Raw genomic sequence first — 24,012 nt, forward strand, 5'->3', positions numbered from 1 at the left:
AACTTGTAGAAGAGACAGAACTTGAAGAAGAGCCAGAGCTTGCAGAAGAGACAGAACTTGAAGAAGAGCCAGAGCTTGCAGAAGAGCCTGAACTTGTAGAAGAGACAGAACTTGAAGAAGAGCCAGAGCTTGCAGAAGAGACAGAACTTGAAGAAGAGCCAGAGCTTTTAGATGAGCCAGAACTTGAAGCAGAGCCAGAGCTTTCAGAAGAGCCAGAACTTGAAGAAGAGCCAGAGCCTGAAGAAGAGCCAGAGCTTGCAGAAGAGCCAGAACTTGAAGAAGAGCCTGAGCTTGAAGAAGAGCCTGAGCTTGAAGAAGAGCCTAAACAAGTGCTTGAAGACCTTGGGTCAGATGATTTTACAGACACATCAGACACGCTTTTAGATCCAGAAGATTTACTAGATGAATATAACGATGATGCGTTGCAAAGTGTAGATGAGCTTTTAAATGAATTACAACAGCCTGAAGATCCAGAATATATAGAAAGCCCTGAATGGACATTGGACGATTTAGATAATGAAATCGAAGAAGTCGAGATTGATCTAGGTGATGATCCATTAGCAGAAGACACTGATTCTGATCTATCCCTTGAGGATGAATTACTAGAAACAGAATCAATAACGCCTAGTCAAGAATTAGACGATTACCCTGAGTTAGAAATAGCAGAAGATCAGGGCGCAGAAACAAACACAGAAGCTCTTTTAAATGAGGATGACTCAGAGACACGAGAGTCTACTAACAACAATGGCGAAAATGTTGTTAGCCAAACAGAAAAAGACTTAGCTGAGTCGATTTCTAAGGGCGCGGAGTTGGGTGACCTTAATGAGGAAATTGATGATGAGCCTCATATTAATCCTGATTTTGATGCAACCTCAGTAATTGATGATAATGAACCATTGCAATCAGGCGATGCTGACGAAGTAGCCTCAACAGAAGAGCATAACGAATTAGATGGTAACGAAGAACTTGCTGAGCTCACAGCTAAAGAGGAGGTTTCAGACTTTTCGGATGATGATACTCAAGTGTCGGATGATGAAGAGCTAGAACCAGAGCTATCACTTAGCCAAACAGAGCAAGAATTATCACAAGCGCTCTCATCAAATATTGATTTAGATAGTTTGGAAGATGACTTTGATGATGAACCATTAATTGATTATGAGTTTGATGAATCACATGTAGAGCTTGAAACTAATGACGATGCTAACGTTTTAGTACCAGAGGGCACGGACGAAGATTCATTATTAGACACAGGTTTAGAATTTGATTCAGTTGGTGAAGAAGGTGTTGAAGAACTGATTTCAGATACGCCACAAAGCGACATTGAGAAAGCAGATAATAAAGAACTGGAACAAGACTTAGATGATGAAAGCGTCAACGCGATTAATCAAGAGCTCGATGCTAAGCTTGAACCAAATTTATCATCAAGCCAAACAGAGCAAGAACTATCAGAAGCGCTCTCATCAAATATTGATTTAGATAGTTTGGAAGATGATTTTGATGATGAACAATTAATTGATAATGAGTTTGATGAATCCCATTTAGAGCTTGAAACTAATGACGAAGCTAACGTTTTAGTACCAGAGGGCACGGACGAAGATTTATTAGACACTGGTTCAGAAGTTGATTCAGTTGGTGCAGAAGGTGTTGAAGAACTGATTTCAGACATGTCACAAAGCGACATTGAGAAAGCAGATAATAAAGAACTTGAACAAGACTTAGATGATGAAAGCGCCAGCGCGATTGATCAGGAGCTCGATGCTAAGCTTGAACCAAATTTATCATCAAGCCAAACAGAGCAAGAACTATCAGAAGCGCTCTCATCAAATATTGATTTAGATAGTTTGGAAGATGATTTTGATGATGAACCATTAATTGATAATGAGTTTGATGAATTAGATATAGAGCCTGAAACTAATGACGAACCTAGCTCTTTAGCTACTGACTTGGATGAAGTGCCTGTTTCAGGTGATGCAGTTGATAGCACAGATTTACCTGATAGCGCAGAGTTTGAATCATTTGATTTAGGTATCGAGCCAACCGTTGATAATGAGCTAGACACAGAGCTTGCAACCAATGACGAGGTTGAAAGTTCAATTGCAGACATTAATGATGAGGTTTCAGCAGAAGAAGAGTTCGCAGAGCCACAAAACAATACAGTTGAATCAAATAACGATTTAGACCCTGACTCTGTTATAACCGAAGATGGTGAAGAGCTACTTCCTGATATATCGAAGAACGACACTGATTTATCAGGTTTAGATGAAGTCGATAGTCAAATAACAAGTGACGAGGCGCTAGTTTCAGAGCTTGAAGCTGAACTATCATCAAATGACACTGAGGAAGCGTTTTCTACTGACGTTAATTTAGATAGTTTAGAAAATGACTCTGATAATGAGTTTGATGATTTAGAGCTCGATGCTAATGAAGTTGAGAATCAAAATTCAGCTGAAGATGATTTAGATAGCTCGGAAACGGACTTTAATGACGATTTATTAATTGATGAGTTTAATGAACTGGATACTGAGCTCGACGATTTAAACGATGATACACTCGATGATTTACTTACAGAGTTGAATGACATTGATGAGGACTCTTTAGCGCTTGATAACAACGATGAGCTAAACAATCATGCATTTACAACTGAATCGAACGATTTAATAAATGAACAAACCAATGTTGACCGTGAAGCCGAACTAACTCAAGTAGAGTCACAAGACGATACTAATCTTGTATCAGATGAAGCACTTGATGATGAATTCATGGCAGACTTAAGTGAAACCGATTTCGATTCATTGCTTAATGAGTTAGCCGCTCCCGATGAGCTTGATATAGAAGATAGCAGCGAGTTTGATGTTGACTTTGATTCTTTATTAAAAGAAGACTTAGTTGATGAAGAAGTGTTCAATCATGAAGAGCCAGCGCCTGAAGCCGAAGACGCTAGACCATTAGGTGAAGATGATTTTGTAGATATTGATTCATTACTCGAGCAAAGCGACGATGCAGAACTTGAGCATGAGCCTTACAATGATGTAAATATTGATTTGGGCTTAAGTGAGTTTGATGCGTTGCTTGCAGGTGATAACCCAACAGACGTTGATGCTGAAAGTGGAGGTTACTCTGCTAAGTTAGATTTAGCACGCGCATATATTGAAATTGACGATTTCGACTCAGCGCTTAAAGTAATTGAAGACGTAATAGCTAAAGGTCCTCAAGAGGTTCAAGAAGAAGCGCTCAGTTTGCAAGCAAAATTGCAATAATCGTTTTTATGTAAATTTAAATGCTATAAACCCATAATTAGTGATGCTAGTTATGGGTTTTTTATTGTTTTTATATGATTACATCACGGTTGCTTTTATTGCGCTGCGAGATAGCATAAAATGCGCCGTTAATTAGTACAGTAGGTAAAGCGATAAATATGCGAGTAGCACTTGGGGTTGAATATAATGGTGCACGTTATAGTGGTTGGCAGCGTCAATCACACGTAAATAGTGTACAGCAAGAAGTAGAAAAGGCATTGTCGAGTATCTGTAACCACCCAGTTGAAATTGTGTGTGCAGGGCGAACTGACGCAGGTGTTCATGGAACAGGCCAAGTTGTTCACTTTGAAACTAGTGCATCTCGTGAAATGGTTGCGTTTACTATGGGTATGAATACGTTACTGCCTAAAGATATTGCTATTCGATTTGCCCAGCCTGTTACAGAAGACTTTCACGCCCGTTTTAGTGCAACTGCTAGAAGGTACCGTTACGTTATTTACAACTATCCATACCGTGGAGCGGTTATGAATGAGGGGGTTACTCACTTTCATCACAAATTGGACGAAGTTGCCATGCAACAGGCTTGTCAGTACTTAATTGGTGAACATGACTTTACATCGTTTAGAGCTTTACACTGCCAAGCTAATACCGCAACCCGAACCATTCATCATTTATCGGTACAGCGACAAGGTGATTACGTTGTAATTGATATTAAAGCCAATGCATTTTTACATCACATGGTACGAAACATAACCGGTTGTTTAATGGATATTGGCCTGCACAAACATCAGCCTGTATGGTTAAAAGAACTTTTAGATGTAAAAGAACGTGCAAAAGCAAGCGCAACCGCAAAAGCCGCGGGCCTTTATTTAGTTGATGTTGATTATCCAGAACAATTTAATATCCCTAAAACACCCTTAGGGCCATTATTCTTGCCTGATGTTGAAATTTAGTTAGAATTATTAATTGCTTAATTTGAGTGCTTCTAACTACTAAGACCAGTTTTTTATACCGTGTTAGTCTGATTCATGTTTTAATTGAAAAAATCTGTCTGTTAATTGTAATTATCAGGCTCGCGACACAGAACAGCATTAAGAGAGTTGCAAATGAGTTGGTTAGAAAAAATCTTACCTAAAACGACGAAATCATCAGGTCGTAAAGAAATCCCAGAAGGTGTATGGGCTAAATGTACATCGTGTGATTCAATTTTATATAAAGCTGAATTAGAAAAATCTTTAAACGTGTGTCCTAAATGTGACCATCACATGCGCGTAAGTGGCCGTAAACGTCTTGAGCATTTTTTAGATGACGGCGAACGCCAAGAGTTAGGTACTGAGCACGAACCTAAAGATGTTCTTAAATTTAAAGACTCTAAAAAATATTCAGATCGTATTAGTGCAGCTCAAAAAACAAGCGGTGAAAAAGATGCACTAGTTGCAATGAAGGGCCGCTTAAAAGGTATTCCTGTGGCAGCAGTGGCGTTTGAGTTCTCATTTATGGGTGGCTCGATGGCATCGGTTGTAGGCGCACGGTTTGTTGATGCTGTTGACCAATGTTTAGAGCATAATATGCCGCTTATTTGTTTTTCAGCCTCTGGTGGTGCACGCATGCAAGAAGCGCTAATGTCGCTTATGCAAATGGCTAAAACCAGTGCGGCATTAGCAAAAATGACTGAAAAAGGCCTTCCGTTTATTTCAGTGATGACTGACCCAACAATGGGTGGTGTTTCTGCTTCGCTGGCAATGCTTGGTGATATTAATGTTGCTGAACCTAAAGCCTTAATCGGATTTGCGGGTCCTCGTGTAATTGAACAAACCGTTCGTGAAACATTACCAGAAGGTTTTCAGCGTAGTGAGTTTTTACTTGAACACGGCGCAATAGACATGATTGTAGACCGCCGTGAAATGCGTGATACCTTGGCACGTATTTTAGCCAAGTTTATGAACTTGCCTTCTACTGAACAAGAGCATAGAGTAGCGTAAATTTAAGCTTTTCTGATTTAACGCTATGACAAAAACAATTCCTAGCCAATCATCAAGCCTTGATGATTGGCTTTTTTATTTAGAAAGTGTTCACCCAGCCAATATTGCAATGGGGCTAGAGCGAGTTGCCGATGTTGCCAATAATATCGGTTTATTAAATACCCCTAGTAAAATAATTCTAATTGGTGGCACAAATGGCAAAGGCACTACTGCCCGTTGTTTAGAGTCGCTACTTTTGGCACAAGGCTTTAGTGTTGGTACTTATGCGTCTCCTCATTTAATCTGTTATAACGAACGCGTGCGTATTAATGGCAGCGAACTTGACGATCAGTTTCATGTAGATGCATTTCATCAGTTAGAGCAAGGTCGTAAAGACACTCAGCTTACTTACTTTGAATATGGTACCTTGGGTGCACTCGCTATTTTTAAACGCTTTAGTGTTGATTATGTGTTATTAGAAGTTGGTTTAGGCGGACGTTTCGATGCTACAAACATAGTAACGCCTTACGCAAGTGTTATTACAACCATCGATTTAGATCACAAAGAATACCTTGGCGATACCAGAGAGCTGGTGGCGTACGATAAAGCAGGGATATTCCGTGAAGGTACCCCGGCCATTATTGGGGATTTAAATATTCCTCATACAATGACAGATTACGGTCATGAAATTAATGCTAATATGACATTATCAGGCACTGACTTTACTTTTAAAGAGCATGACACAACGTTTAATTGGCAGTTTGAAACACATAACCTTACGCTTAATAAACCTGCAATACCCGCTCAGAATGTAGCAACGGCATTAACAGCGTTAAGCGTATTAAATTTATTACCGAGTGTTGAGGTAATACGCAATTGCTTAGCTAAATTAGTGGTGGAAGGGCGTTTTGAACAATTAAGCACAGAGCCATTGGTATTTACAGACGTAGCTCATAACCCTGAATCAGCCCGTTATTTAGCCAATAAGTTATTAAGTTACAAAGATAAAGGCTTTAAAGTTCACGCATTAGCCGCTATGCTTGCTGATAAAGATAAAGCCGCGGTGCTCAAAGAGCTAAGCCATTTAGTTGATAACTGGTTCCTTGCAAGCTTAGGCGGCCCTCGTGGTGATAGTGCTAATAATTTAAAAGAAGCCCTACAAAGCGTATCTACTAATAACAAGGTACAAAGCTTTGACAGCGTTGCGCAAGCACTTAGTGTTATTTTACCTAAGCAGCAAAGCAATGTTATTTTGATTGTATTTGGTTCATTTTTTACAGTAGCAGATGCTATTCATTATTTTAAAAAATAGAGAGGATATCGGTGAACTCAAGTTTTATTAATCGCTTAGTTGGAACAAGCATAGTGGTGATCGCAGCGATTGTGTTTATCCCGAACATACTTGATGGCGAAAAAGTGCATTACAAGGAAGGCTTTAAAGCGATCCCAGAACGACCTGAGTTCAAAACCATTGACTTGCAAGACTCAATTAATGATCAAGTAGCGATAGCTGAGCCATTAAAGCAAGACAAAATTGAAGATATTTCCCCTGATGATGACATTTTAAAACAAGACGATACGATTGCACAAAGCGATTATGCCAGCGAAGAGAAAATTGTTGAAGCGTCAGCCATACCATCAGCTATAGAAACTGAAGTTGTTGAACCGCAAGTTGCTAAAGCGAAAGAAGAGACTGAAGTTTCCGAACAAGTGGTTAAAGTGGCACCAAAGCCTATCGCACCGCGTAAAAGTGATGAAAACCTAACTGATATGGCTTACGTAGTGCAGTTAGGCAGTTTTTCTCATGCTGCAAATGTAAAAGCATTACAGGCAAAGTTAACTTCAAAAGGCTTTAATACGTTTACTAAACCTGTAAAAACACCTAACGGAACGCTAACAAAAGTGTTTGTTGGCCCGTCACTTGATAAAACGAAGTTGGAAAAACAATTACCAGAGCTTAAAAAGCTCACTAAGCTCAATGGTAAAATAACCCAATACGAAGTGACTAACTAAATAAAAAGGCCTTAAATAACAAGGCCTTTTCATTTGATATAACACAATTCCTTGAGCCACTTTATTACCAGCAGCAATGTTAATTAAATGTTTCATGCCCTCAGCGGTTATCTCCCGTTTAAACTTGCATATTTAGGATGTTTGGGTATAGAATGCGCCCCAAAATAGCGACTAATTGGTTATTATGATCTGGGTTGATTACGCCATTCTAGGCATCATTGCACTGTCTACCATCATCGGTTTAATACGCGGTTTTGTAAAAGAAGCCATGTCATTAGCGGTATGGGCAGGCGCCTTTATCATCTCAAGTTTATTTTACCAATATTTAGCTTCCTTCCTAACAAGTATTTCTGAACCCCTTTTAAGAAATGCGGCGGCCATTGCCATACTCTTCTTTGCGACGCTCCTGTTAGGCGGTTTACTAAACTATATTTTAGGTCAGCTTGTACTTCGTACTGGCTTATCGGGTACTGACCGTGTCTTTGGCATAGTGTTTGGTGCTCTACGAGGCGTGTTGGTCGTGAGCGCGTTACTCTTCTTTCTTGATGCTTTTACTGGTGCACCCAACACGCACTGGTGGGGTAATTCTATTTTGATTCCAGAATTTGGCTTTGTTGTTGAATGGTTTTTTTCATACCTTGAAAACAACTCCAGCTTTTTAAATTCAGTAAACCGTTAATCGGCGAGGATAAATTACATGTGTGGTATCGTTGGAATAGTCGGAACGTCTCCTGTGAATCAGGCGATATATGATGGCTTAACTGTTTTGCAGCATCGTGGGCAAGACGCCGCGGGTATAATTACCATTGAAAATAATACGTTTAGCTTACGTAAAGCAAACGGCTTAGTGAAAGATGTATTTCACACACGTCACATGAAGCGTCTTCAAGGTACCATTGGTATTGGTCATGTACGTTATCCAACAGCAGGCTCTTCTAGCTCATCTGAGGCGCAGCCTTTTTATGTAAATTCACCATTTGGTATCGCCCTTGCGCATAACGGAAACCTTACAAATGCTGAAGAATTAAAAGAACAGTTATTTTCAGAAGCACGACGACATGTTAATACTACGTCTGACTCTGAGATATTGTTGAATATTATGGCGCATGAGCTTAGTCGCTCTGATAAATTGCATTTAGACCCTGAAGATGTATTTACAGCTGTTGCAGAGGTGAACAAAAAAGTAACGGGTGGTTATGCAGCGATTGCTATGATTATAGGCCATGGCGTTGTAGCGTTTCGTGATCCTAACGGTATTCGCCCACTTGTTTTTGGTAAGCGCGAAACTGAAAAAGGCACCGAATACATGTTTGCTTCAGAAAGTGTGGCACTAAAACCAGATGGTTTTGAGTTTATTCGTGATGTAGCCCCAGGCGAAGCCATTTTTGTAACTGAAGATGGACAATTTCACTCGTTAAACTGTGCTGATAAAGTGTCTTACTCGCCTTGTATTTTTGAATTTGTTTATTTTGCACGCCCTGACTCAACAATAGACAGAATGTCAGTGTATGCAACACGCGTAAACATGGGTACTAAGCTTGGTGAAAAAATAGCACGTGAGTGGGCAGATAAAGACATTGATGTGGTTATTCCTATTCCAGAAACTTCGTGTGATGTCGCGCTTGAAATTGCTCGCGTACTTGATTTACCGTATCGCCAAGGCTTTGTTAAAAACCGTTACATTGGCCGTACGTTTATAATGCCTGGTCAAGAAATGCGTAAAAAGTCAGTACGACAAAAACTAAACGCAATTGATCGTGAATTTAAAGGTAAAAATGTATTACTTGTAGATGATTCAATAGTGCGCGGTACTACATCAGCGCAAATTGTCGAAATGGCACGTGAGTCGGGTGCTAAAAATGTTTACTTTGCATCAGCAGCTCCTGAAATACGCTTTCCAAATGTTTATGGGATAGATATGCCATCTGCGGCTGAGCTTATTGCTCATGGCCGTGAAGTTGAAGATATAAACGCAAGTATTGGTTCTGACGGATTAATTTTTCAATCATTAAAAGATCTAATGGCTGCTGTAAGACAGGAAAACCCTGAAATAACACAATTCGAAACGTCGGTATTTGATGGGCAATATATCACCGGCGACATAGATCAAAACTACCTAAACCGAATTGATAAACTGAGAAATGATACCGCTAAAAGTACACGCGAAAGTGCCATGTCATCGGGTTTAGAAATACATAACCAAGAAGAAAACGAGACCGATTAATACTTAGTGTAAACAGGCCGCGTATCTTAATTATAAAAAAGGAGCTTGTTAGCTCCTTTTTTATTGGTTGAACATAGCTTAATTGGCTTGCTTAAAGCACATTATGTAAACATAGGGCTCACAATGCCGTTAGTCCAAAGAATTGCAGTAGCGGCTAAAATAATAACCAACAATATAAGCCCACAAGTCACTACTGAGCTTGCATAAATAAATCCGCGTTCTTGGGGTATATGCATGAGTATGGGCACGCCTGTATAAAGTAAATATACTGAATACGCGAGCGCAACAATACCAGCACACACAACGAACCAAAGTACCGGCCAAAAAGCAGCAAGCGCAGACATAAACACAGGTGTTGCCGTGTAAGCAGCTAGTTCAAGAGTTTGAGTAAAGGTTGGTTTCGAGCCAAAAGTAACCGCCATCCAATGTGCTAGGTATGCAAGTGCAAATACACCGATGATAAGTGCAACATACATGGCTATTGCAATCAGTAAGGCACTGTCGTGGGTTAAAAATACGAGATCTCCAGTACCAATGCTCCAGCCCAAGTAAACGGATGAGTAATAACCCATTACTGACGGGAATAATGCGATGAGTAAAATATGTGACAAGCTATAGGTTAAACTTTCGTGTCGGTTATCAATTGTTTGCCACTCTTCGAGTGGATGAGCATATAAGCCCCATAGGTGGTTTAATATCATAGTGTGCACTCCGTGTAGGAAGATATTACTGTTTTTGTTGTAGTGTGTTTTTTATACAGTTCATCTACAGTTATGAGCTACATAGTTTACAAAGTCAAGTTAACTAATTTTTAACAAATAAATGAAAGAAGGTTTGATTTAATCAACCTATTAATTCGTGTTAAAATATTTGCTCTGTAAATTTATTAGCAATGAGTATTAACCGTGCCATATAGCCAGCTTTTAGAGCCTATTCATAACTTTTTATTGTGTAAAACACCAACTGAGTGGGTAGATAAGGCAGTTGAAAAAGAAAATTTGCCAGTTATTTTGATAGATCACTTAATTTGTGAATTAAAAGCCGCTCAGTCAGCGATGTTTTTAATTCGTAAATATGCAGTAGATAAAGAAAGCGGTGATGAACTTTTGGCTTGGTTGAAGCCATTTGAAACACTTATTTATAAACGTGAAGGTAATTGGCGTGATTTAGCAGCAAAAAATAGGCTTACAAAATCAATCATTCCTAAGTCTAACTCGCCTTATGGACAAGACTTAATAGATAAAATGGTGTTGTTAATAAAAGAAGAGCTACATCATTTTTATCAAGTGTTAGAGATAATGGACGAGTATGGGGTTGAGTATCAAAGTATAACGCCATGTCGTTACGCAAAAGGGATGTTACGTAATGTAAAAACATTTGAGCCTAATGCACTCGTTGATAAATTAATTGTTGGGGCTTATATTGAGGCTCGCTCATGTGAGCGATTTGCAAAATTAGCACCGCATGTAGATAAACGTTTAGGTGACTTTTATATTTCATTACTGCGTTCTGAGGCGCGTCACTACCAAGATTATTTAGCCTTAGCCCAAGAAATTGCTGACTTTGATATTACAGAACGAGTAAAAGAATTTGGTGAAATTGAAGCTCAATTAATTTTATCAGCAGATGAAGACTTTAAATTTCACAGTGGTACCCCTGCATAACCCTCCTTGTCACACTACTTTCATGGCTGTAGTTATACAGTCATGAGGCTTAAAATTAGACGAATTTCAAACCAGCTTCTACTATATATAAAGTACTTTGGTACATACAAAAATATTAACTATATTTATTAATTTATCAGATGTTTTTTTATATAGGCGGTGAAGGATGTCCGACAGCAATAGTTTGTTTGTATTTGATGAAGAGCTGGAAATAGATGGTTCAAATATAGTAAAAAAAATCAAAGTGCTTACCGTTGAAGACGATCTTAATTATCAGCATGCTTTAACTAATAGTTTAAAAGAAATGACGCCAGAGGATAACTGTGAAATAGAAATACTCACGGCGAATTCAGTCTCTCAGGCTGCATTAGTGTTGAGCTTGCATCCAGATATAGCACTTACCTTTATAGATGTTGTTATGGAGGATGACGACTCAGGTCTTAGGCTTGTGAGTACCATAAGGGAAGTGATTGGTAACGCAGACATGCGTATTGTTTTGTTGACCGGTCAACCTGGATTTGCACCCGAACAGCAAATAATGAAGTCGCTAGATATAGACGAATACTGGAATAAATCGGACGTTTCGGCTGAAAAATTGCAGTCAATTGTGACCAGTAACCTTCGCACTTGGAAATACATCACACAAATTGCCTCAGCCAGAAAAGGCCTTCAATTAGTATTAGATGCCTCAAGAAGTATAAACAGCAAACACGATATGCGGTCTTTTTCTAAGGCTGTTTTAGAAGAAATAAGTAATATTTTAAACGCAACTGAGGGTGGGGGTATTATGTGTTCCACTCAAACTAATGGCGAGATTATTAAAGCGCATATCTCTACTGCTAACGGATGTTTTGATGGATTTGAAGGGAGGCTTGTTGACGAGAAAATTTTGCTTCCACAAATTTATAGTGATTTTGAACGTGCTTTAGATGAAAAAAGGCATATTTTTTCTGAACACCACACTGTATTTTATTTTTGTAACAAAGAAATAGCAGGCGAAAGTTACATAACTATTGTTCAGTCAGATAATGAAATATCTGAACAAAACGAGTATTTATTAAAAGTTTTTAGCGAAAATGTAAGTACGGGCTTTAGTAATATTGCCTTGCTTAATAAACTTACAGAGCTTGCGTATACAGATGTATCGTTAAACATGCATAACCGAAACTGGCTTACGCGTGAAATAAAAAATATGAACCTTCACGAGCAGTATCAAACACGTTTACTTGTTTTTGAAGTCGAACAATTTGAAGAAAAAGCCTTTACGTTTGGTCACGACTTCTGTCAAAAACTCTTAAAAGAGGTTTACAATAATCTAATTACTATTTTTGATGGTTACTCAGCGCGCATAGCCATTATTAACAACAGTAGCTTTGGATTGCTAGTAAACGCTAATTTTGATATTACCGACGAAATGATAGCTAGCCTTATTAGGCAAAAGTGTGTAATTACCTCCGTAAAACAATATGCTGATTTGAGAATTCTCGATTTAGCGCTAAGTACTGTTTTAAACATTATACCTGAAAAAATAATAAGCATTGCTGAATCCAGCTTAAACGATAGCCAAAGCGCTTCTTTAAAATATATTAAGCATACCCAAGAAAAAACAGAGGCACTTACCAACCGTTACAGTTTAATGGCTCGATTACGAAGAGTGATTGGGGCAGGCTCTTTGCAAGTAGCCTTACAGCCTAAAATGGACTTAGTAAACTTAACCCCTGTGGGATTTGAAGCGCTAGCACGTTGGCAGGTGGATGACGGCAGTTTTGTAAACCCAGACATATTTATTGAACTTGCTGAAACAGCGGGATTAATTAGTGAATTAGACAGCGTTATTTTTGATAAAATAATAGAAACTATTCATAAGCTCAGTGAGTTAGGCGTAAATTTACCTGTTGCCTTTAATGCATCGGCTTTTGATTTGGTAGACTCTGATTATTGTAAAAGCATTCTTCATAAATTAGATAAAGCGAATATCCCTCCTGAAATGCTTGAACTCGAAATTACAGAAACACAGGCAATCAGTAATTACGATTTAATTAGAGGATCGTTAGATCAGTTTATGGCGCTGGGTATAAAAGTAAGTATTGATGACTTTGGAACGGGTTATTCTTCTATTTCTCACATTACAGAAATACCTGCAAATACTCTTAAAATAGACAAGTGTTTTTTAAATAATATTGATGGTAATGAAAATAACCAATATATTTTTGAAATGATTGTTAATTTAGCCAAACGATTTGAGTTTTCTATTATTGTTGAAGGTGTTGAAACGTCAGAGCAATGTGATTGGGTTAAAAAAATAGGTTGTGATGTTGCACAAGGGTACTACTTTTCAAAACCACTGTTTTTTGACGATTTAACAACATGGTTAAAGCAATATGGAAAAGTTTGATCATAAAACCTCACCAAGTTTAAATAACAAGCATATTTATATAAAAGCATTCTTTATTGTGTTTGCCGCTAGCGCAATTGCTGTTTTGGTTTATTGGCAAGTTTACCAAGCTAGGTTAGCAGTGGTTCAAGATAACCACGATGATAAGTTATCTTTAGTGCAAACGGAGTTTGTAAAAGAATTAAGCAGTATAAAAAAATTAACGCAAGTTTTAGCAGACAACAAAAACCTAAAAAGGGGTAATAAACTCAGGTATATGTTCAGAGACCGAAAATCCATACGAAGCATAAATGATTACTTCGTTAACTTTGGGTTATTATCGCCTATTATTTCGCAAATTCGCTGGATTGATATTACCGGGAACGAACGTTTTAGAGTTGACTTTAAAAACGGTGAGGCAAAAGTTGTTAAGCAAAAAGAACTGCAAAATAAAATGTCACGTTATTACTTTAGGCAAGGAATAGCCATTGAAGCACCTGATTCCTTTTTATCAAAAATTGATTTAAACATGGAGCATGGTTCAATTGTTGAACCCTACGTGCCCACCATGCGAGTAACCTATCGCACTAGCTCAAGTGATTATATTGTAGATGGACTAATCATAATTAACTTTGATTTATCCGCGTTTTTTCAGCGAATTAGAAGTTACTCCTCTGACAATAATCAGGTAAATATTGTAAACAAAGAGGGGTTTTGGCTTTTTAACAATGATGAGTCTAAACAATGGGGGTTTATGCTCTCAAGGCCTGAACTAACACTGGGTAATAGCAACCCGCAGCTTTGGGAGTTAATGCTGAAGCATAAAGAAATTGCACAAAGGTATTATGACGAAAGTGTTTATACCATAGATACACTCCCGACTATTTTTTCAAAAAAGCACAACGAAACACTCAATGAGGTTATTTATATTTATATAAAAAGTAAAAATACCCTATTAACTAAAATTCAACTAACAGCACTGAGCTACGCTGGGTTGAGTGCTTTTGTACTTTTGGTTATTGGTGGCTTTATTTTGTATAGAGAACATTGCTACGCAAAAGTGCTGAGAAAGTTATTTGATGAGTTACGTGCCGAAAAATTGGAGTTAGACTCGGTAAATAATGAGTTGTCTAACACCATTAGGCAGCAGCAACTTTTACAAGACAGTTTTGTTGAAGCGCAAAAGCTATCTTCACTAGGAATGCTTGTAGCAGGCGTAGCACATGAGATGAATACACCCATTGGAGGCGCTATTATTTCGGTGACGAATGCCGAGTCTGTAATGAGTCGCCTGAATGAAGGCATTAAAACTGGGTTAACAAAGTCTTTGCTTGAAAGTAGTGTTTTAAGTTTAGATGATAATTTAGGGTTAGCGAAGGTCAACCTCGATAAAGCCGCCGTGCTCGTTAAAAGCTTTAAAAAAATGGCTATTGATAGAAATAATGAAGAGTTTATTGAGTGTAATATTGAGGCAATAATAAAAGAGTTGTTGATAGCCCTGAATTCACGATTAAAAACATCTAAAATTAAAATTATTACTCGGTTTGATGATGATTACACACTAAAAAGCCGACCAGGCATTATTTCGCAAGTAGTAGAAAATTTAATAATGAATGCGCTTAACCATGCATTTGAAGAAAATCAGTCTGGTGAGATTGAGATTAGGGTTTATAAAAGTCAAAAAGGTGACGTGAATATTTCTGTATCTGATACAGGTTGCGGGATTGATAAGCAGCAGCAAACTGTTATTTTTGAACCTTTTCATACGTCAGCGCGCGGTAAAGGGAATATAGGGCTTGGGCTTTATATGGTCTCTCAATGGGTAACTCAAATACTGAAAGGGCAGCTGAATTTAGACTCGGATCCACAGCGAGGTGAAAAATATAAAACGCGATTCACGATTACATTACCGGATAAATAACAAAAAATGGTTTATTACCTATGAAGCGATAAATGTTTATATTTTAAAATTCAAAAAAATTATGCTGTTTTAGTTTACATAAAAGGGGTATGAACTAGCTGTTGTCCATTAGGTGTTACGACGAGGTAAGAGCCTTGTTCATACCAGTCACCTAAAACAGTGCGTGTAAGCGTTTGACCATTTAAAGAATACGTATGCACTTTAGGTCGGTGTGTATGGCCATGAATCATATTTTTTACATTATGCTTGTCAAAGGTTTCAAGTACGGCGTTATCTACCACGTCTAATATTTCTATGGGTTTATCGGCTTGGCTCAGTTTACTTTTTTCTCGTGCGTTGCGTGCTATTTTTTTTCTATACCATAGCGGCATCGCTAGCATTAATTTTGGCCACCACCAACCGCGGCTTTTTTTACGAAATTTTTGATATTCTACATCTTGGGTGCACATTTCATCACCATGTAAAATAACAGTAGGTGTACCGTAAAGATCTATAACGGTTTGTTCGTCTAACAATGTCATACCTGCTAACTCTGCATACTGTTCACGAAGAATAAAGTCGCGGTTACCATGAATAAAGTAGACTGGAATGCCTGAATCACTTACCGCTTTAAGCTGTGTAGCTACATTGCGCGCTAGTTCAGTGACGTAGTCATCACCTACCCACACTTCAAAAAAATCACCTAAAATATAAAGCGCATCAACGTTCTGATTTAAAATGTTAGATTCTAAAAATTTAAAAAAAGCAGCGCTAATATCAGGTCTGTTTTCAGTTAAATGTAAATCAGCAATAAAATACGTTTTTTGAGTCATAGGGGGGTCTTTTTGATAAAAATAAAGCGGGCGCATGCATTTTGCATAAACACCCGCTGATTCTCCAACATTACGTGGGTAAACGTACTATTAGCTAACAGTAACGTTTTCGATGATCACGTCTTCAAGAGGCACGTCTTGGTGAAAACCGTTGCTCCCTGTAGCTACACCTTTAATTTTTTCTACAATGTCCATGCCTTCAACAACTTCAGCAAACACACAGTAACCCCAGCCTTGAGATGTTTCGCTGCTGTGGTTTAAGAAATCGTTGTTGTTAACATTAATAAAAAACTGTGCTGTAGCAGAGTGTGGATCTGGCGTACGTGCCATTGCTAAAGTACCTACTTTGTTAGATAGGCCGTTGTTAGCTTCGTTTTGAATTGGATCGTTAACGTCTTTTTGCTCCATACCTGAAACAAAACCACCGCCTTGAACCATAAAGCCATCGATTACACGGTGAAAAATAGTACCGTTGTAAAAACCTGCGTTTGCATACTCTAAAAAGTTTTTTACAGTGTTTGGAGCTTCTTGGTCAAACATTTTAATGGTGATGTCACCAAAATTTGTGTGTAGAACAACCATGTGGTTTCCTATATCTGGTTTAAATAGTCGCACTATTTTATCTTAGTTAGCTAAGATTAACAAAGCGCTAGAGCCCATGCTTTTCAAGTGGTAACATACATTTTCTTGATAATAGTGAAGGACACCAACTAAATGGTACAAATATACAACACACTGACACGACAAAAAGAACAATTTAAACCCATGGTCGATGGTAAAATCGACATGTACGTGTGTGGTATCACCATTTACGATTACTGTCATATTGGTCATGCGCGCACATTTGTTGGGTTTGACGTCATTGTTCGTTACCTTCGTCATATTGGTTACAATTTAAAGTACGTGCGTAATATTACCGACGTAGACGATAAAATTATTAAACGTGCAAATGAAAATGGCGAGTCAATAAATGATTTAACACTTCGCATGACTAAAGCCATGCATGAAGATTTTGACAGCCTAAACATGCTGCGCCCTGATGTAGAACCAACAGTAACAGGGCACATGGATGAAATTATTGAAATGGTTGAGCGCTTAATAGCAAAAGGACATGCTTATGTTGCAGCCGACGGGGACGTGTTATTTGATGTATCAACGTTTGAGCAATACGGTGCGCTTTCTCAACAAGATTTAAGTATGCTGCAATCGGGTTCGCGTGTTGAAGTAGCTCAAGATAAAGACGACCCTCTTGACTTTGTTTTATGGAAGAAAGCGAAAGCTGGTGAACCATCGTGGTCATCGCCATGGGGAGAAGGACGCCCAGGTTGGCATATTGAATGTTCGGCAATGAGCTCTAAACATTTAGGTGAACATTTTGATATTCATGGTGGGGGCTCTGATTTACAGTTTCCGCATCATGAAAATGAAATTGCGCAGTCATGCTGTGCCAACAATGGTAAGTATGTAAATACGTGGATCCACACTGGTATGGTACAAGTAAATAAAGAAAAAATGTCTAAGTCGCTAGATAATTTTTTCACTGTTCGCGATGTGTTAAAAGAGTATGATCCTGAGTCGGTTCGTTACTTTTTAATATCAGGACATTATCGAAGCCAACTTAATTACTCGCAAGAGAACTTAGACCAGGCTCGTTCATCGCTTGAACGCATTTATACCGCTTTGCGTGACGTTAAACCAATCGAGTGTGAGCTTGAGGGTAATGAGTTTGTTGCCAAATTCAGAAAAGCGATGGACGATGATTTTAATACTCCAGAGGCTTTACCTGTTATGTTTGAGCTGGCAAAAGAGTTAAATCGCGTAAAAGAAAGCGATATCACATATGCAGGTCAACTCGCGTTTATATTACGTACCCTAGGCGAAGTGCTAGGCGTCGCACAACAAGCGCCAGAAGCGTTTTTACAAGGTGGGCAGGACGACGATGAAGTTGCAACAATAGAAGCGTTAATTGTAAAACGTAACGATGCTCGCGCCAGTAAAAATTGGGCTGCAGCCGACGAAGCACGCGATGCGCTTAATGCATTAGGTATAATACTTGAAGATTCAGCCGGTAAAACAACCTGGCGTAAAGCGTAAGTGTTTTAAACAATAGCTTTAAAATAAAAAGGGTTGCCAATTGGCAACCCTTTTTATTTATATAAGCCTAGCTGTGATATTTTTCACATGCCTCTAGTGTATTTTCAATTAGGCTCGCAACAGTCATTGGGCCAACCCCGCCAGGTACAGGGGTAATAAAGTGAGCTTTTTGCTCTGCAATGCTGTATTCAACGTCGCCTACTAATTTACCTGTATCCAAACGGTTAATGCCAACATCAATAACAATGGCACCTTCTTTTATCCAATCTCCAGGGATAAACTCAGGCTTACCTACAGCCACTACAAGCAAGTCAGCACGGCGAACATGTGTTTCTAAATCTTGTGTAAATTTATGACATACCGTTGTTGTACAACCTGCTAGTAATAATTCGAGCGACATAGGTCGCCCTACAATATTGGATGCGCCAACCACGACCGCATGCATACCTTTATAACGTACGCCGGTAGAATCTAGTAAAGTAATAATACCCTTTGGTGTGCAAGGACGAAGAGCAGGCATACGCTGTGCTAAACGGCCTATATTGTAAGGGTGAAAACCATCAACATCTTTATGTGGTGTAATACGTTCTAAAATTTTCTCTGCATCGAGCCCGTCAGGTAGAGGTAACTGCACTAAAATGCCATCTACTTCTGCATCATTATTTAGCTCATCAATTAAACTTAAAAGAGCATCTTCTTTTGTGTCTGCAGGTAAATCAAATGATTTTGAAATAAAACCAACTTCTTCACAGGCTTTACGCTTTGAACCAACATAAACTTGGCTTGCTGGATCAAGTCCTACAAGTACTACTGCAAGTCCGGGGGCGCGTAATCCTTTAGAAACGCGTTCACTTACGCGTTGTGCAACTGTACTACGTACTTGTTTTGCGATTGCTTTACCATCAATGATGTTTGCCGTCATGAGTGACCTTTAATTGGGGTTAATTAACTAGATACCGATACTTTAAAAATGAACGCATAATAAAAAGGGGGTATACGCTTATAAAGATAATAACTTTATTTTTTCATTTAATATTACCTGTGCTATTTTCGCAGAAAAGCATTGCAGCGCCAAGTTGCTTTTCATCTATATAGTACTAGAGTAATTAAATAGTTTAAATTTCAGTCTTCTATTATAATATTTAGCCATTGTGGGCTAAAAATGACCACTTGATTTGTTTTCTTAAAAAAACGTTTGACCTAACCCCGTCAAATCACTATTATGCACCCCGTTGTCAACGAGGTCACTCGTAGATAATAGTAAGTAACGGCGATTAGCGCAGTTTGGTAGCGCACTTGGTTTGGGTCCAAGGGGTCGCAGGTTCAAATCCTGCATCGCCGACCATTTTTTTATAATTTAATTATAATCGAATAGCTTATTGGTAAACTATGAAGTTTTCGATGCGCCCATAGCTCAGCTGGATAGAGCAACGCCCTTCTAAGGCGTCGGTCGAAGGTTCGAATCCTTCTGGGTGCGCCATTTGAAAACACGTAAATATAGCGGTGATTGTAGCTCAGTTGGTAGAGCCCCGGATTGTGATTCCGGTTGTCGTGGGTTCGAGCCCCATCAGTCACCCCATTTACAAAGAATAACGGCGATTAGCGCAGTTTGGTAGCGCACTTGGTTTGGGTCCAAGGGGTCGCAGGTTCAAATCCTGCATCGCCGACCACTTTCTCAAAGTGGTTTTAAACCCTCAGTTTAATTATTCAGTATGAAAAAGAAGCTTAGTCTTCAATGTCGGCGATTAGCGCAGTTTGGTAGCGCACTTGGTTTGGGTCCAAGGGGTCGCAGGTTCAAATCCTGCATCGCCGACCATTTTCTCATCAATAACTCCTCTGTGTTAAATCTCAAAAATAGAATATTCTATTACAACAATTAAAGTCCGTTTAAAGTATTAAAAACACTGCATAGCCTGTTTTTTACTCGGTTAGGTACTGTAGTACCCAATCTACCCCAAATAATTGCCCCCCATACTCGACTATCATAAATATTAGGTTATAATGCCGCGTCTATTGTTTAACATAGTGCCCTAAGGGCAAAGCAACAATGGTATCTCATGGTAGCGACGGATGCTTTTAAGTGTGAAAAATCGCTTAAACTTTATCAAGACTCATGCAGATCACTTTGTTTGTAAGGAAGGCGAACAGTCGCCAAAATTGAATATTGAGGTAAATCATGCAAGTTTCTGTTGAGACGACCCAAGGCCTTGAGCGCCGTATAACTATCACCGTTCCTGCAGAGAACGTTGAGACCGAAGTAAAAAAACGCCTACAACAACTGTCAAAAACACAGCGTATAGATGGTTTCCGTGCTGGTAAAGTTCCTGTATCTGTAATTAACAAGCGTTTTGGCGCTGCAGTTCGTCAAGAAGTTGCTGGCGAAGTAATGCAACGTAACTACATTGAAGCAATCGTTGCTGAAAAAATTAACCCTGCTGGCGCGCCTTCATTCGCTCCTAAATCACTTGAAGCAGGTAAAGATTTAGAATTCTCAGCAACATTTGAAGTTTACCCTGAAGTTGAAGTTCAAGGTTTAGACAAAATTGCTGTTGAAAAACCAGCGGTAACAGTAACTGACGAAGATTTAGCTAACATGCTAGAAACACTTCGTAAGCAACATGCTGCGTGGGCTGAAGTTGAAGCTGCTGCTGGCGAAAACGATCGTGTAACGGTTGACTTTGTAGGTACTATTGACGGTGAAGTATTTGAAGGCGGTAAAGCTGATGACTTCCCATTAGAGCTTGGCCAAGGTCGTATGATCCCAGGTTTTGAAGATAATATCGTTGGTAAAAAAGCAGGCGAAGAAGTTGTTTCAGATGTAACATTCCCTGAAGATTACCATGCTGAAAACCTTAAAGGTAAAGCCGCTCAATTCACTATCACAGTGAAAAAAGTTGAAGCACAAGAGCTTCCTGAATTAAGCGAAGAGTTTGCAACTAAATTCGGTGTTACCGAAGGCGGCGTAGATGCGCTTAAAGAAGAAGTTAAAAAGAACATGACGCGTGAACTTGACCAAGCGGTTAAAGCTAACGTTAAAGACCAAGCAATTAAAGGTCTTTTAGAAAATAACGAAATTGAAGTGCCAAAAGCACTTGTTGATCAAGAAGTTGACGCATTACGTCAGCAAGCAGCTCAACGTTTTGGCGGCGACGCTAAAAACATGCCTGAGCTTCCTGCTGAATTGTTCCATGAGCAAGCTGTAACGCGTGTTAAAACTGGCCTTTTATTAGGTGAAGTGATCAAAGCTAACGACATCAAAGTTGATGATGCTAAAGTTGAAGCATTAATCGCTACTGTTGCTTCTGCATACGAAGATCCAACTGAAGTAGTAGAATACTACAAAGCAAATGATCAACTTATGCAACAAATGCGTAATGTTGCAATGGAAGAGCAAGCTGTTGAAGCTATTTTAGCTAAAGCAAATGTTTCTGACGTTGAAAAAGCGTTTGATGACATCATGAATCCGCAGCAAGGTGCTTAATAAGTCATTGACTTAAGCTCTCGCTAACGATTAAATGGCTCGTGTTACACTGTTTAAACAGCGTGCCCGGGCCATTTTTAGTTTTTGGCTCTTAATTTGCGAAAAACGATAACTATGCTTCCTTATAATAAGGATAAGTATAAGCGCATAAGGAATTAAATAAGTATGAATACTGGTATTACAGATCCCCTAAATGCATTGGTCCCTATGGTTGTTGAGCAAACACCAAAAGGTGAGCGCTCGTATGATATTTATTCGAGACTTTTAAAAGAGCGTATTATTTTTTTAACAGGCCAAGTTGAAGACAACATGGCAAACCTGATTTTAGCGCAAATGCTGTTTTTAGAATCAGAGAACCCTGATAAAGATATATTTCTATACATAAATTCACCGGGTGGTTCAGTAACTGCAGGTATGGCAATTTACGACACAATGAACTTCATCAAGCCTGATGTAAGCACCATTTGTGTAGGACAAGCAGCGAGCATGGGCGCATTTTTGCTTACAGCTGGCGCTAAAGGTAAACGTTTTTGTTTACCTAACTCACGCGTAATGATTCACCAACCTTTAGGTGGTTTCCAAGGTCAAGCTTCTGACTTCGAAATACATGCTAAAGAAATACTATCTATAAAAGATAAGCTAAATCGCTTAATGGCAGAACATACTGGTCAGCCATTAGATGTGATTTCAAAAGATACTGATCGTGACAATTTCATGAGCGCGTCAGAAGCGGTAGAGTACGGCTTAGTTGACTCAGTATTTGCAAACCGCGATAAAAAGTAAGCGCTTGGTGAGCAGGGGACCTGTTAATCACTTTTAGTTACTATGCGAAAAACAATAAATTTTGTTATAGTTAAGCGTATTGAAATAGCCACCATCAATTTTGGTGGCCAACGTAATAAGATGAGGTAGCTGAATGTCTGACACTCCTACAGACGGCGACAAAAGTAATAAATTGTTATACTGCTCTTTTTGTGGCAAGAGCCAGCACGAAGTACGCAAATTAATTGCAGGCCCTTCAGTATACGTTTGTGATGAATGTGTAGAGTTGTGTAACGATATTATCAGGGAAGAGATCAAAGACATTGCTCCTAAGCATGACTCGTCTGATAAACTACCTGTTCCAAAAGAAATTCGTAAACACCTAGACGACTACGTAATTGGCCAAGACCATGCAAAAAAAGTATTGTCTGTCGCTGTTTATAACCATTATAAACGTTTACGTAATCAATCAACCAAGCAAGATATCGAGCTTAGTAAAAGTAATATTTTGTTAATAGGCCCAACTGGTAGTGGTAAAACATTATTAGCTGAGACGTTAGCTCGTTTACTTGATGTACCATTCACAATGGCTGATGCAACGACACTTACTGAAGCAGGTTACGTAGGTGAGGATGTAGAAAACATTATTCAAAAACTATTGCAAAAATGTGATTACGATGTGGAAAAAGCACAGCGTGGCATCGTGTACATTGATGAAATAGACAAAATTTCTCGTAAATCAGATAACCCATCAATCACACGTGATGTATCGGGTGAAGGTGTGCAACAAGCATTACTCAAGCTGATTGAGGGTACGATTGCTTCTGTTCCGCCACAAGGTGGGCGTAAACATCCGCAGCAAGAATTTTTGCAAGTAGACACTTCTAAAATATTGTTTATCTGTGGTGGTGCGTTCTCAGGGCTTGATAAAGTAATTGAGCAACGTAGCCATAAAAATACTGGTATTGGCTTTGGTGTTAGTGTTAAAGAGTCTGCAGAGGCACGTTCATTAAGCGAAACGTTTAAAGACGTAGAACCTGAAGATTTAGTAAAATACGGTTTAATACCTGAATTTATTGGCCGTTTACCAGTAGTTGCTACACTAACAGAGCTAGATGAAGCCGCTTTGGTACAAATTCTAAGTGAGCCTAAAAATGCTATCACTAAGCAGTTCTCAGTATTGTTTGGTATGGAAGATGTAGAGCTTGAGTTCCGTGACGATGCTTTATCTGCGATTGCTCACAAAGCCATGGTACGTAAAACGGGTGCACGTGGCCTGCGTTCAATCGTAGAAGGTATTTTATTGGATACCATGTACGAACTTCCATCTATGGACGATGTGAGTAAAGTGGTGATTGACGAAACGGTAATTAAAGGTGAGTCAGACCCAATCTTGATATATGAAAATAACAATCAAGATAAAGCTGCATCTGAATAGTTTTTAAGCTA

General features: G+C 38.9%; 19 protein-coding genes and 5 tRNA genes. 19 read left to right on the plus strand and 5 right to left on the minus strand.

Features of this window, described 5'->3' with window-relative positions:
• Nucleotides 1–1,384 precede the first annotated feature (1,384 nt).
• A complete protein-coding gene (locus KZZ04_RS21410) occupies nucleotides 1,385–1,681 on the minus strand; it encodes a hypothetical protein (protein WP_368735888.1) in 297 nt (98 codons plus the stop codon).
• A gap of 1,078 nt (nucleotides 1,682–2,759) precedes the next feature.
• Between KZZ04_RS21410 and KZZ04_RS21415 the strand changes: the two genes are divergently transcribed.
• From KZZ04_RS21415 to purF, 7 genes are all read left to right on the plus strand, one after another.
• Nucleotides 2,760–3,257: a FimV/HubP family polar landmark protein gene (locus tag KZZ04_RS21415; RefSeq protein WP_368735889.1), complete on the plus strand. Its 498-nt coding sequence runs from the start codon at nucleotides 2,760–2,762 to the stop codon at nucleotides 3,255–3,257.
• 158 nt (nucleotides 3,258–3,415) lie between these two features.
• Nucleotides 3,416–4,210, plus strand: coding sequence for a tRNA pseudouridine(38-40) synthase TruA (gene truA, locus KZZ04_RS08795; RefSeq protein WP_219422460.1), 795 nt, complete (start codon nucleotides 3,416–3,418; stop codon nucleotides 4,208–4,210).
• A 153-nt stretch (nucleotides 4,211–4,363) separates the two neighbouring features.
• Nucleotides 4,364–5,239, plus strand: coding sequence for an acetyl-CoA carboxylase, carboxyltransferase subunit beta (gene accD / locus KZZ04_RS08800; protein ID WP_219422462.1), 876 nt, complete (start codon nucleotides 4,364–4,366; stop codon nucleotides 5,237–5,239).
• 25 nt (nucleotides 5,240–5,264) lie between these two features.
• Complete coding sequence (folC, locus tag KZZ04_RS08805; RefSeq protein WP_219422464.1) at nucleotides 5,265–6,530, plus strand: bifunctional tetrahydrofolate synthase/dihydrofolate synthase; 1,266 nt, start codon at nucleotides 5,265–5,267, stop codon at nucleotides 6,528–6,530.
• 11 nt (nucleotides 6,531–6,541) lie between these two features.
• Nucleotides 6,542–7,231: an SPOR domain-containing protein gene (locus tag KZZ04_RS08810; RefSeq protein WP_219422466.1), complete on the plus strand. Its 690-nt coding sequence runs from the start codon at nucleotides 6,542–6,544 to the stop codon at nucleotides 7,229–7,231.
• A 184-nt stretch (nucleotides 7,232–7,415) separates the two neighbouring features.
• Nucleotides 7,416–7,910 carry a CvpA family protein gene (locus KZZ04_RS08815; RefSeq protein ID WP_006793890.1) on the plus strand — a complete coding sequence of 165 codons (495 nt, stop codon included), beginning with the start codon at nucleotides 7,416–7,418 and terminating at the stop codon, nucleotides 7,908–7,910.
• Nucleotides 7,911–7,928: 18 nt separating this feature from the next.
• Entirely contained in the window at nucleotides 7,929–9,455 is a 1,527-nt protein-coding gene (gene purF / locus KZZ04_RS08820) for an amidophosphoribosyltransferase (protein WP_058405739.1), read from the plus strand.
• A 101-nt stretch (nucleotides 9,456–9,556) separates the two neighbouring features.
• Here the strand turns inward: purF and KZZ04_RS08825 are convergent, their stop codons facing one another.
• Entirely contained in the window at nucleotides 9,557–10,156 is a 600-nt protein-coding gene (locus KZZ04_RS08825) for a Yip1 family protein (protein WP_058405738.1), read from the minus strand.
• 204 nt (nucleotides 10,157–10,360) lie between these two features.
• Here KZZ04_RS08825 and miaE point away from each other — a divergent pair, with 204 nt between their 5' ends.
• The 3 genes from miaE to KZZ04_RS08840 all read left to right on the plus strand — a co-directional run bounded on the left by miaE (nucleotide 10,361) and on the right by KZZ04_RS08840 (nucleotide 15,414).
• Nucleotides 10,361–11,119, plus strand: a complete 759-nt coding sequence (gene miaE / locus KZZ04_RS08830; RefSeq protein ID WP_058405737.1) for a tRNA isopentenyl-2-thiomethyl-A-37 hydroxylase MiaE — start codon at nucleotides 10,361–10,363, stop codon at nucleotides 11,117–11,119.
• A 166-nt stretch (nucleotides 11,120–11,285) separates the two neighbouring features.
• On the plus strand, nucleotides 11,286–13,514 hold the full coding sequence (locus tag KZZ04_RS08835) for an EAL domain-containing protein (RefSeq protein WP_219422468.1): 2,229 nt from the start codon (nucleotides 11,286–11,288) through the stop codon (nucleotides 13,512–13,514).
• A complete protein-coding gene (locus tag KZZ04_RS08840) occupies nucleotides 13,501–15,414 on the plus strand; it encodes a sensor histidine kinase (RefSeq protein WP_219422470.1) in 1,914 nt (637 codons plus the stop codon). Before KZZ04_RS08835 ends, KZZ04_RS08840 begins: the two co-directional genes overlap by 14 nt.
• Nucleotides 15,415–15,488: 74 nt before the next feature.
• Here the strand turns inward: KZZ04_RS08840 and KZZ04_RS08845 are convergent, their stop codons facing one another.
• Both KZZ04_RS08845 and KZZ04_RS08850 read right to left on the minus strand, forming a co-directional pair.
• Entirely contained in the window at nucleotides 15,489–16,226 is a 738-nt protein-coding gene (locus KZZ04_RS08845; protein WP_219422472.1) for a UDP-2,3-diacylglucosamine diphosphatase, read from the minus strand.
• Between the two features lie 90 nt (nucleotides 16,227–16,316).
• Nucleotides 16,317–16,808 (minus strand): peptidylprolyl isomerase, encoded by a 492-nt coding sequence (locus KZZ04_RS08850; protein ID WP_058405734.1) that lies wholly within the window; start codon nucleotides 16,806–16,808, stop codon nucleotides 16,317–16,319.
• 132 nt (nucleotides 16,809–16,940) lie between these two features.
• On the opposite strand from KZZ04_RS08850, the gene cysS reads away from it, so the two are divergent.
• Nucleotides 16,941–18,320 carry a cysteine--tRNA ligase gene (gene cysS / locus KZZ04_RS08855; protein ID WP_219422474.1) on the plus strand — a complete coding sequence of 460 codons (1,380 nt, stop codon included), beginning with the start codon at nucleotides 16,941–16,943 and terminating at the stop codon, nucleotides 18,318–18,320.
• Between the two features lie 67 nt (nucleotides 18,321–18,387).
• Here the strand turns inward: cysS and folD are convergent, their stop codons facing one another.
• Entirely contained in the window at nucleotides 18,388–19,242 is an 855-nt protein-coding gene (gene folD, locus KZZ04_RS08860; RefSeq protein WP_219422476.1) for a bifunctional methylenetetrahydrofolate dehydrogenase/methenyltetrahydrofolate cyclohydrolase FolD, read from the minus strand.
• A gap of 346 nt (nucleotides 19,243–19,588) precedes the next feature.
• On the opposite strand from folD, the gene KZZ04_RS08865 reads away from it, so the two are divergent.
• The 8 genes from KZZ04_RS08865 to clpX all read left to right on the plus strand — a co-directional run bounded on the left by KZZ04_RS08865 (nucleotide 19,589) and on the right by clpX (nucleotide 24,001).
• Nucleotides 19,589–19,665, plus strand: a tRNA-Pro gene (locus KZZ04_RS08865).
• Nucleotides 19,666–19,723: 58 nt separating this feature from the next.
• Nucleotides 19,724–19,800: transfer RNA gene (locus tag KZZ04_RS08870), tRNA-Arg, on the plus strand.
• Between the two features lie 23 nt (nucleotides 19,801–19,823).
• Nucleotides 19,824–19,899 (plus strand) — tRNA-His (locus KZZ04_RS08875).
• A gap of 14 nt (nucleotides 19,900–19,913) precedes the next feature.
• A tRNA-Pro gene (locus KZZ04_RS08880) sits at nucleotides 19,914–19,990 on the plus strand.
• Between the two features lie 69 nt (nucleotides 19,991–20,059).
• Nucleotides 20,060–20,136, plus strand: a tRNA-Pro gene (locus KZZ04_RS08885).
• A gap of 360 nt (nucleotides 20,137–20,496) precedes the next feature.
• A complete protein-coding gene (gene tig, locus KZZ04_RS08890) occupies nucleotides 20,497–21,801 on the plus strand; it encodes a trigger factor (protein WP_219422478.1) in 1,305 nt (434 codons plus the stop codon).
• A gap of 165 nt (nucleotides 21,802–21,966) precedes the next feature.
• Nucleotides 21,967–22,584 (plus strand): ATP-dependent Clp endopeptidase proteolytic subunit ClpP, encoded by a 618-nt coding sequence (clpP, locus tag KZZ04_RS08895; protein ID WP_008126622.1) that lies wholly within the window; start codon nucleotides 21,967–21,969, stop codon nucleotides 22,582–22,584.
• A 133-nt stretch (nucleotides 22,585–22,717) separates the two neighbouring features.
• Complete coding sequence (gene clpX, locus KZZ04_RS08900; RefSeq protein ID WP_058405730.1) at nucleotides 22,718–24,001, plus strand: ATP-dependent protease ATP-binding subunit ClpX; 1,284 nt, start codon at nucleotides 22,718–22,720, stop codon at nucleotides 23,999–24,001.
• The last annotated feature ends 11 nt before the right edge of the window (nucleotides 24,002–24,012 follow it).

Origin of the sequence: Pseudoalteromonas sp. CR1 (assembly GCF_019392235.1) — a bacterium.
Lineage (GTDB): Bacteria > Pseudomonadota > Gammaproteobacteria > Enterobacterales > Alteromonadaceae > Pseudoalteromonas.

Coding starts and splice junctions, on each gene's coding strand:
- KZZ04_RS08845 (WP_219422472.1), bottom strand. CDS start 16,226: ATGACTCAAAAAACGTATTTTATTGCTGATTTACATTTAACTGAAAAC.
- KZZ04_RS08825 (WP_058405738.1), bottom strand. CDS start 10,156: ATGATATTAAACCACCTATGGGGCTTATATGCTCATCCACTCGAAGAG.
- clpP (WP_008126622.1), top strand. CDS start 21,967: ATGAATACTGGTATTACAGATCCCCTAAATGCATTGGTCCCTATGGTT.
- KZZ04_RS08815 (WP_006793890.1), top strand. CDS start 7,416: ATGATCTGGGTTGATTACGCCATTCTAGGCATCATTGCACTGTCTACC.
- KZZ04_RS21415 (WP_368735889.1), top strand. CDS start 2,760: ATGGCAGACTTAAGTGAAACCGATTTCGATTCATTGCTTAATGAGTTA.
- KZZ04_RS08850 (WP_058405734.1), bottom strand. CDS start 16,808: ATGGTTGTTCTACACACAAATTTTGGTGACATCACCATTAAAATGTTT.
- clpX (WP_058405730.1), top strand. CDS start 22,718: ATGTCTGACACTCCTACAGACGGCGACAAAAGTAATAAATTGTTATAC.
- accD (WP_219422462.1), top strand. CDS start 4,364: ATGAGTTGGTTAGAAAAAATCTTACCTAAAACGACGAAATCATCAGGT.
- tig (WP_219422478.1), top strand. CDS start 20,497: ATGCAAGTTTCTGTTGAGACGACCCAAGGCCTTGAGCGCCGTATAACT.
- truA (WP_219422460.1), top strand. CDS start 3,416: ATGCGAGTAGCACTTGGGGTTGAATATAATGGTGCACGTTATAGTGGT.
- folC (WP_219422464.1), top strand. CDS start 5,265: ATGACAAAAACAATTCCTAGCCAATCATCAAGCCTTGATGATTGGCTT.
- folD (WP_219422476.1), bottom strand. CDS start 19,242: ATGACGGCAAACATCATTGATGGTAAAGCAATCGCAAAACAAGTACGT.
- purF (WP_058405739.1), top strand. CDS start 7,929: ATGTGTGGTATCGTTGGAATAGTCGGAACGTCTCCTGTGAATCAGGCG.
- KZZ04_RS08840 (WP_219422470.1), top strand. CDS start 13,501: ATGGAAAAGTTTGATCATAAAACCTCACCAAGTTTAAATAACAAGCAT.
- cysS (WP_219422474.1), top strand. CDS start 16,941: ATGGTACAAATATACAACACACTGACACGACAAAAAGAACAATTTAAA.
- KZZ04_RS21410 (WP_368735888.1), bottom strand. CDS start 1,681: ATGTCGCTTTGTGACATGTCTGAAATCAGTTCTTCAACACCTTCTGCA.
- KZZ04_RS08835 (WP_219422468.1), top strand. CDS start 11,286: ATGTCCGACAGCAATAGTTTGTTTGTATTTGATGAAGAGCTGGAAATA.